The 6,090-nt window shown below is 31.8% G+C and carries 9 protein-coding genes and 1 pseudogene; 9 read left to right on the plus strand and 1 reads right to left on the minus strand.

Annotation, left to right across the window (positions count from 1 at the left end; genetic code table 11):
* Positions 1-9 precede the first annotated feature (9 nt).
* The 8 genes and pseudogenes from CYP64_RS08885 to CYP64_RS10070 all read left to right on the plus strand — a co-directional run bounded on the left by CYP64_RS08885 (position 10) and on the right by CYP64_RS10070 (position 4,830).
* Positions 10-276 (plus strand): hypothetical protein, encoded by a 267-nt coding sequence (locus CYP64_RS08885; protein ID WP_103649477.1) that lies wholly within the window; start codon positions 10-12, stop codon positions 274-276.
* Positions 277-285: 9 nt separating this feature from the next.
* Positions 286-522, plus strand: coding sequence for a hypothetical protein (locus CYP64_RS08890; RefSeq protein ID WP_103649478.1), 237 nt, complete (start codon positions 286-288; stop codon positions 520-522).
* A gap of 352 nt (positions 523-874) precedes the next feature.
* Positions 875-991, plus strand: a pseudogene (locus CYP64_RS10435) (hypothetical protein); the annotation flags it as partial.
* Between the two features lie 189 nt (positions 992-1,180).
* Entirely contained in the window at positions 1,181-1,447 is a 267-nt protein-coding gene (locus tag CYP64_RS10380; protein WP_258032996.1) for a HipA domain-containing protein, read from the plus strand.
* A gap of 101 nt (positions 1,448-1,548) precedes the next feature.
* Positions 1,549-1,806 carry a HipA domain-containing protein gene (locus tag CYP64_RS10385; protein ID WP_258032997.1) on the plus strand — a complete coding sequence of 86 codons (258 nt, stop codon included), beginning with the start codon at positions 1,549-1,551 and terminating at the stop codon, positions 1,804-1,806.
* A 599-nt stretch (positions 1,807-2,405) separates the two neighbouring features.
* Positions 2,406-3,545: a hypothetical protein gene (locus CYP64_RS08905; RefSeq protein ID WP_103649480.1), complete on the plus strand. Its 1,140-nt coding sequence runs from the start codon at positions 2,406-2,408 to the stop codon at positions 3,543-3,545.
* Between the two features lie 298 nt (positions 3,546-3,843).
* A complete protein-coding gene (locus CYP64_RS08910; RefSeq protein ID WP_103649481.1) occupies positions 3,844-4,659 on the plus strand; it encodes a hypothetical protein in 816 nt (271 codons plus the stop codon).
* Between the two features lie 27 nt (positions 4,660-4,686).
* Positions 4,687-4,830, plus strand: coding sequence for a hypothetical protein (locus tag CYP64_RS10070; protein WP_181001714.1), 144 nt, complete (start codon positions 4,687-4,689; stop codon positions 4,828-4,830).
* A gap of 246 nt (positions 4,831-5,076) precedes the next feature.
* Here the strand turns inward: CYP64_RS10070 and CYP64_RS08915 are convergent, their stop codons facing one another.
* Positions 5,077-5,625: a hypothetical protein gene (locus CYP64_RS08915; protein WP_103649482.1), complete on the minus strand. Its 549-nt coding sequence runs from the start codon at positions 5,623-5,625 to the stop codon at positions 5,077-5,079.
* Between the two features lie 212 nt (positions 5,626-5,837).
* Here CYP64_RS08915 and CYP64_RS10075 point away from each other — a divergent pair, with 212 nt between their 5' ends.
* The gene (locus CYP64_RS10075) at positions 5,838-6,002 is read left to right on the plus strand and encodes a hypothetical protein (RefSeq protein ID WP_181001715.1); all 165 of its coding nucleotides are present in this window, start codon (positions 5,838-5,840) and stop codon (positions 6,000-6,002) included.
* Positions 6,003-6,090 lie beyond the last annotated feature (88 nt).

Genomic DNA, 6,090 nt, shown 5'->3' on the forward strand with positions numbered 1-6,090 from the left:
AGGATTTTTATGAATTTGAAAGATTTTGCATTACAACAATCAAAACTATTAAAAGAAAACCTAGTTAAAAACCAAGATATTGTAATTCAAAACATTATAGCCTACAATCTCAATACGAAAAAACTTACAAGAGAAGATATTGAAGAAATAATTGGTTATATGCAAAAATACGGTGCCGATTTTAAAATGCTTAACGAGAGCTACGACAATCAAAAAGAGCTATCTATTCTAAGCTATATTAAATTAATGGTTCAAGAAAAAATAAAAAAAGGATAAAAAACAATTATGGAAGAATTACAAGCATTAATATCAATGGGAACTTTAATTGTATCTTTGCTTTTGCTTATAGCAACAGCAACTTATGTGTTAATAACACGAGACCAACTATTAACTAATAAAGGAATTTTAGAAACAGAAATAAGAAAAAATATAGTAGAAGCTCGATTGAGAATTATTGAATACGCAAGAAAGATACCAGACAATATAGATGAAAATGAAAAAAACTATAGGATATATAGTTGAAAGTTTATATGAAGATTATAGAAATGCCTATGAAGATGCTTGCAGTAAATATGAAGACAATAAGATAGACAAAATACGATTTGAAAAAATGTATAGTGATTCTATAAGGCAGCTTGTAGAAGACGAAACACATAAACATTTTTATACAGAGCCACAAACCAAATATACTTGCACCATAAAATTATATAAGAAGTTTAAAAATATTTAAAACCTTTTGATAATGGTGCGTTATGAATAATATTTTAAACATATACAGCGATGATGACTTTGTAGGTTTTTTAAAAGTCTATGCCATAGGCAGAACGAAACATATTATTTTGAATACAATAAAGAGTGGCTAAAAAATTGCTTCGAGATAGACCCAAATTTACCTTTACAAAGCACCAGGTTTGTATCCAAAAATCTATGGGGCGCATTTTGCGATATAAGCCCAAATAGATGGGGACGATTAATACAAAAAAGCAAATAGTGAACTAACAAAAAGCGAGTATATGCTAGGGAAAGCGATTATTTTCGTATAGGCTCACTTAGAATAGAAAAAGAGAACGAATTTGTATCTGCTACAAAATGATATACCAAAGCTAACTCCATTAGCGAGCTTTGCATATCATCACAAAGAATTGAACGTGGTGAAAGCCTTGAAAGTGATATTAAAAATTTGCTCGCACCTAGTGGAAGCTTGGGCGGTGCTAAACCAAAGGCAAGCGTATTAAAAGACAATGAGCTTTACATAATCAAATTTCCGTCCATAAAGGATGAATATAGGCAAATTTCTCGTAGTGAAAAGACTATGCTAGATGTTGCTAATATTGCTAAAATCAACGTATGTCAAAGCGAGCTTTTTGAAACAGCAAAAGGCATAGCCTTACTTGTAAAGATGTTTGATAGAAACGCAGGTAAAAGAACACCCTATAAGTCGGTATGACCTTGCTTGGGGTTAGAGATGGCGATGAAAGCAACGATAAGAGTTACTGAGATCTAGCTAGCGTGCTTGATAGCAAAAACAAAAAAGAACTCTTTCGACGTATGGTTTTTAACGGCTTGTTTGGTAACACGGACGATCATCTAAGAAATTACGACGTACTATATGATGAAAAAATAAAAAGCTGGAATTTATCCCCTGCATTTAATATAACACCAACAACTATAATTTACTCAAAACAAAACTATGCTTTAAATTTTGTGGATTTTCAAAGCTTGCCCTCAGTCCAGCTTTTTTACGAGATAAAATCAAAATTTGATATAGATGACGGCGAGTTTAAAGAGATCATAGCAGATATATAATAGCAAGAGATAAATTTGAAGAGATAGCAAAGCGCAATAAAATAAATAGCGACAATTTAAAAATACCAAGAAACAACTATTGCCACGAGGATTTTGGAAGAGCTGAAGAAATAATTCAAAAATATATTTTTAACTCATCAATAATCGCACTTATTGTTTAATCTAAAAAATATATTTTAACCTCAATAGTATTAAACTCTCATATTCCATATTATCTACAGTAGCTTTTTAAAAAATTTAAAGTACTCGTTTATAATTAATATGATTATGATACAAACCACTACGAAATTTTACAATCATATTATTTAGTTTTTTATAAAAAAGAGTTGTAAAAAAATCTAATTTTTCAAGCAAAATAGAGATTGTTAAAATCTACCCGGAACCAAAAAATAGAGAAAAAAGACAGAGATGCGGCATATAAAACACTGGCGTTTAATTTTACTCATTACTACTTCTTAAAAACTTCGAGCATTGCAAAGTAGAGTTTAGATATAATAACAATCAAGGATATGAAGGAACTCTATTATATTCTGCTAAAATTGACAAGAGAGAGTCCACTTAACTTATCTCTGAATAAAATCAAACCAAAAAGGATGCAAATGAAAAAGATCGCATTGGCCTTATCTGTTTGTTTTGCGGCTATTCAAGCAGGAGACATTGATCCAGAAGTGCTAGCTTTATGCAAGGCTGATAAGCAGGAAGCGCATTGCCCCGATAAATACGGCAAAGTCAAAGGCCAAAAACCAAAGCAAGGCATCCAAAAGGTATTTTCAAAAGATGATTCGAATTTAACCGTAGTCCTTACCTATTTTGGCGGTAAACCCAATGTTATAGATTTTGAACAAGCGAACGACGGCAAGATAGGCGAACACTCTTGGAGCCTGCTTGAAGGGAACAAAAAGATAAAATGCAAACAAGCAGATATAGGATACTTTGAATGCGAAGATGAATACACAAGACATGCAAACGAATATACGATTTGGCAATTAAGCGATAAAAAAATAGGCGTAAAGGTTAGAGAAAATAACGGCAAAAAATACGGTATCGTTTTAGATGAAATTTTTAGTGCGCCGATTTATGGCGTAGCTCTTTGGCAGCACAGAACGCCTAGTTACTACGAGTACCTGCGCGACTTGAAAAAGCCTGATTATAAAGAAGACGAAAAATATCGTAAAGACGGAGGCAACTTCATATGCTCCGAGCTAAAAACACAATACCCGAAGGTTCAAGATTTTAAAAAATACGTAAAATTAGCGGGGGAATATTTTAAACGAGAGGATGGCGATTACTGTTCGTCTTGGGGTGATAGTAACGCTAGGGATATTTATTACGTTTATAAAGATATGGTGGTTATATCGTATGCAGATTTTTACAAAGGTTGCGGTAATGCATGGGCTTACCATGAATATGAAACGTATATCGGCGGTAAGTTATTTACGGCTAAGGATTTTTTAGCCGACGAACAAGGTCTTATAGCGCTTCTTAAAAAGCTAGCAATCGACGACCCAAAAAATTACGAAAATGCAAAATATGCCGAAAAAATCGATCCCGATGAAAAAAATATCTGGATAGCTAACGATAAGCTAATGATACAATATCTAGCTGTAGACGGGGCTTTGGTATCTCACTCGGAATACGGCTTGTATTTTACTTTTGATTACGACGTAGTCGAGCCGTATCTAACAGAAAAGATAAAGCCGTATTTTAAGAGGACTAAGGATTTAATAGAACTTAAATAAATTATTTTACAAAACTAGAAATCAAACATAACATATAGGAATAAAATGTTATTTATTGCTCAATATGTAATGTGATTATATAATAAAAGCGCATGGATTAAATACAAGCAAGTTTAATTTTAAAAAGGTAGCACTTGCTTTTTAACTTACTACTTCATATCCATATATTTAAATTTATCTGTTTGTTATCTCCCTTTTGCCATTAGCTTTATCCTCAAGGCAAAAACCATCCAGTTATGTAATAGTTTATGTAAAAATATTAAAATTGCATTCAACAAATAAACTTGGAGCATATACAATGTTTTACATATTAAATCCTAAATATAATGAATTATCAGAGCAAAATTTCAAAGAGACGATAAACGAGATCTGGGACTTCGTGGATACCAAGAACAACCTTATCCTATCAAATCCGCAGAACAAGATAAAGGGCAATCGGCCGCTAATAACCAAAAAGAGATTTACGGACATGATGGAAATGGAGTGGATGCCACTACAAGAGGAGATGAACTTCTCAAATTATCTATATCTGATAATCAAGAATATGGAGAGCCAAGTCAATCAATCCAACCAGATCAATCAAGAACAAATAGAGAAGATCAAAAAAGAGTTAGTCAATATACTAATAACAATCAATCACGACTGGGTGAATTGGAGAGCGATGACTTGCGATACGATAGAGCCGAGCGAGGAAGTGATAAATCGGATGAGAGCTTATATCGAGAAACGTCTGGACGTGGAGCAACAAGAGATAATGAGATCAACGTATCCAGCACCTTCGAACATTCAATCAGGCGACTGGATGCACAGACTAACGATACTTTACCGCTGGACGACAGCTTTGGAGAACTTGGGGATGATAGACGACATCCAAGCCAGAGGACTAGTGGACGAGGAGAAGCTGGAGGAGTTAGCGATAGCTCTATACAGGCAGGAGTATTGGGAGAAGGATATTCTTTGCGAGGACGAAGCGAAGAAGTTAAGAGAGATAGGCAATACGGATCTGGAAATTTACAAGATAATGGGGGGATTGTCGATCTACAAGGAATATCTCAATCTGAGCGACGCGAGATATCCGATGAAAGAGATAAGAGAAAAACTACTAGGACATTAAAAAAAGATACTAGCTCTATCGATAAATATGATGGAGCTAGAAGCCTTTGATAAATTTAGCAGCCAAACAATACAATCGATCAATCTACTAAAAGAAAATCAAAAACTACAAACTGAGCTTGCAGATTTTAAAGTATTAAGTGAAATTATCAAAAAAATTTCAAATAATTAGATTTTTACCCTTTTTTCCCAAAAAGGGTAAAAATTTTAAAATTTAGATCTAGTAAATTTAATAACAACTTCCGTTTGTTTTTTTGAAGATGTTTTTGTATATGCAATAACACTCTTATATCTATTTTTATAAATACCACATTGATTATTATATGCGTAAGAACTCTTAGCCTTTTTTCTAAATCAGTAATAACTCTTTTGGGTCGCCACCATTCGTCATCAAGTATTCTTTTTTTCTCATCTAATATTACTTTAGTTTTAAATTTAAAATCTTGATATACTTTTCTATCTTATCACTTACAGCAGAAATTTTGTCATTCACTACTTTTACTACTGATATTAAATTTTCATAATTTACTTTAAAATTTTTCAAATCCTGCTCGTATAATACTTTCAACATTTGATTAATATTCCTACCAACCATATTAAGCTCATAGTTAGATTTTCTTAACTCCTCCATTTCAATATTATTAAAAATAGGGCTATTGGAATTTAAAATATTTAATAGTAAAAATTTAGCCTCTTTGGTGGCTGAGTTAAAACCATGTTTATTAGATAAATCAACCAAATACTTATATTCACTTTTAGATATTGATATTCTAAGTTCAACTTCTTTGTTGTTTTCTTTTAATAACAAAGTATTTTTTTTAGATCCCTCAATATTGCCAGTAGATATAAAATTCATAATAGCAGCATTAACCAAATCACTAAAATTATATTTACTATCTTTCAAATATGCTTCAACCAAATTTAACAAATTGCTTTCTATTCTAAAAGTTTTAATTACATTTTTCATTTTTATACCTTACTGAGCCTCGCAGAGATAATGCCAATCACAAAAAATGTATTACATTTTTGGCGTGATTGGCTATCCTGCAATTAATACTATTTACGACCAAAATTATACACGATAAAACTTGCCACAATTAAAAAATAGCTATTACTGCCTTAAAATTTTCATTGAACTTCGCTATACTATTAATTAAATCTTTATCAGTAAAAAGGTGAATGGCTATAATTGAGATAGTTTTAAAATATGAGAAAATAAAAAAGATAAAATCACAATTAGCATTACTTGAAAGTAATAAGAAAGAGATGATAGCAAAAGAGCAGTTGAAATTATCACAAATAATAAAAGATAAAGAAAAAGATAAAAATTTAGATAGGTGGTAATATGGAAGAGAATATCATATTAGATGAAAATACTTTGTCGCCATGGCTCAAAAAAGACTTACAAAAGTTTTTAGATTGTAAGAATTCA

Source organism: Campylobacter concisus (assembly GCF_002913945.1).
Lineage (GTDB): Bacteria > Campylobacterota > Campylobacteria > Campylobacterales > Campylobacteraceae > Campylobacter_A > Campylobacter_A concisus_P.

Excerpts from the sequence above, each read along its gene's own strand:
- CYP64_RS08885 (WP_103649477.1), top strand. The coding sequence starts at position 10 with ATGAATTTGAAAGATTTTGCATTACAACAATCAAAACTATTAAAAGAA.
- CYP64_RS08890 (WP_103649478.1), top strand. The coding sequence starts at position 286 with ATGGAAGAATTACAAGCATTAATATCAATGGGAACTTTAATTGTATCT.
- CYP64_RS10385 (WP_258032997.1), top strand. The coding sequence starts at position 1,549 with ATGGTTTTTAACGGCTTGTTTGGTAACACGGACGATCATCTAAGAAAT.
- CYP64_RS08905 (WP_103649480.1), top strand. The coding sequence starts at position 2,406 with ATGAAAAAGATCGCATTGGCCTTATCTGTTTGTTTTGCGGCTATTCAA.
- CYP64_RS08910 (WP_103649481.1), top strand. The coding sequence starts at position 3,844 with ATGTTTTACATATTAAATCCTAAATATAATGAATTATCAGAGCAAAAT.
- CYP64_RS10070 (WP_181001714.1), top strand. The coding sequence starts at position 4,687 with ATGATGGAGCTAGAAGCCTTTGATAAATTTAGCAGCCAAACAATACAA.
- CYP64_RS08915 (WP_103649482.1), bottom strand. The coding sequence starts at position 5,625 with ATGAAAAATGTAATTAAAACTTTTAGAATAGAAAGCAATTTGTTAAAT.
- CYP64_RS10075 (WP_181001715.1), top strand. The coding sequence starts at position 5,838 with ATGGCTATAATTGAGATAGTTTTAAAATATGAGAAAATAAAAAAGATA.